The sequence below is a fragment of the Limosilactobacillus vaginalis DSM 5837 = ATCC 49540 genome, assembly GCF_000159435.1.
GTDB lineage: Bacteria > Bacillota > Bacilli > Lactobacillales > Lactobacillaceae > Limosilactobacillus > Limosilactobacillus vaginalis.
Window position 1 is genome coordinate 1 of record NZ_GG693521.1, and the last position, 205, is coordinate 205.

Annotated in this window: 1 protein-coding gene; it reads right to left on the minus strand. The window is 45.9% G+C overall.

The genetic code is table 11. The features are described 5' to 3' along the window. Window positions 1-205: hypothetical protein (locus tag HMPREF0549_RS09245; protein ID WP_003718049.1), on the minus strand; the 205-nt coding region annotated here is incomplete at both ends.

Here is a 205-nt window from a genome sequence, read left to right on the forward strand (position 1 = left end):
GCGTGAGTGATATTTTCGGTAATGGGGGCAAGTTCTGCATTTAATGCGCGGATACGCTCCTCACGTGGTAAGTCGATGTAGAGATCATAGCGATCGCCCAGTGCCTGATTAAGCAGGTTGACCACGGCAGAAAGTTTTTTCTCTTTTTCAGATAAGACTGCTGAACGTCCTTCCGTTTCTACGATATAACCAATAGTAAGCGTTG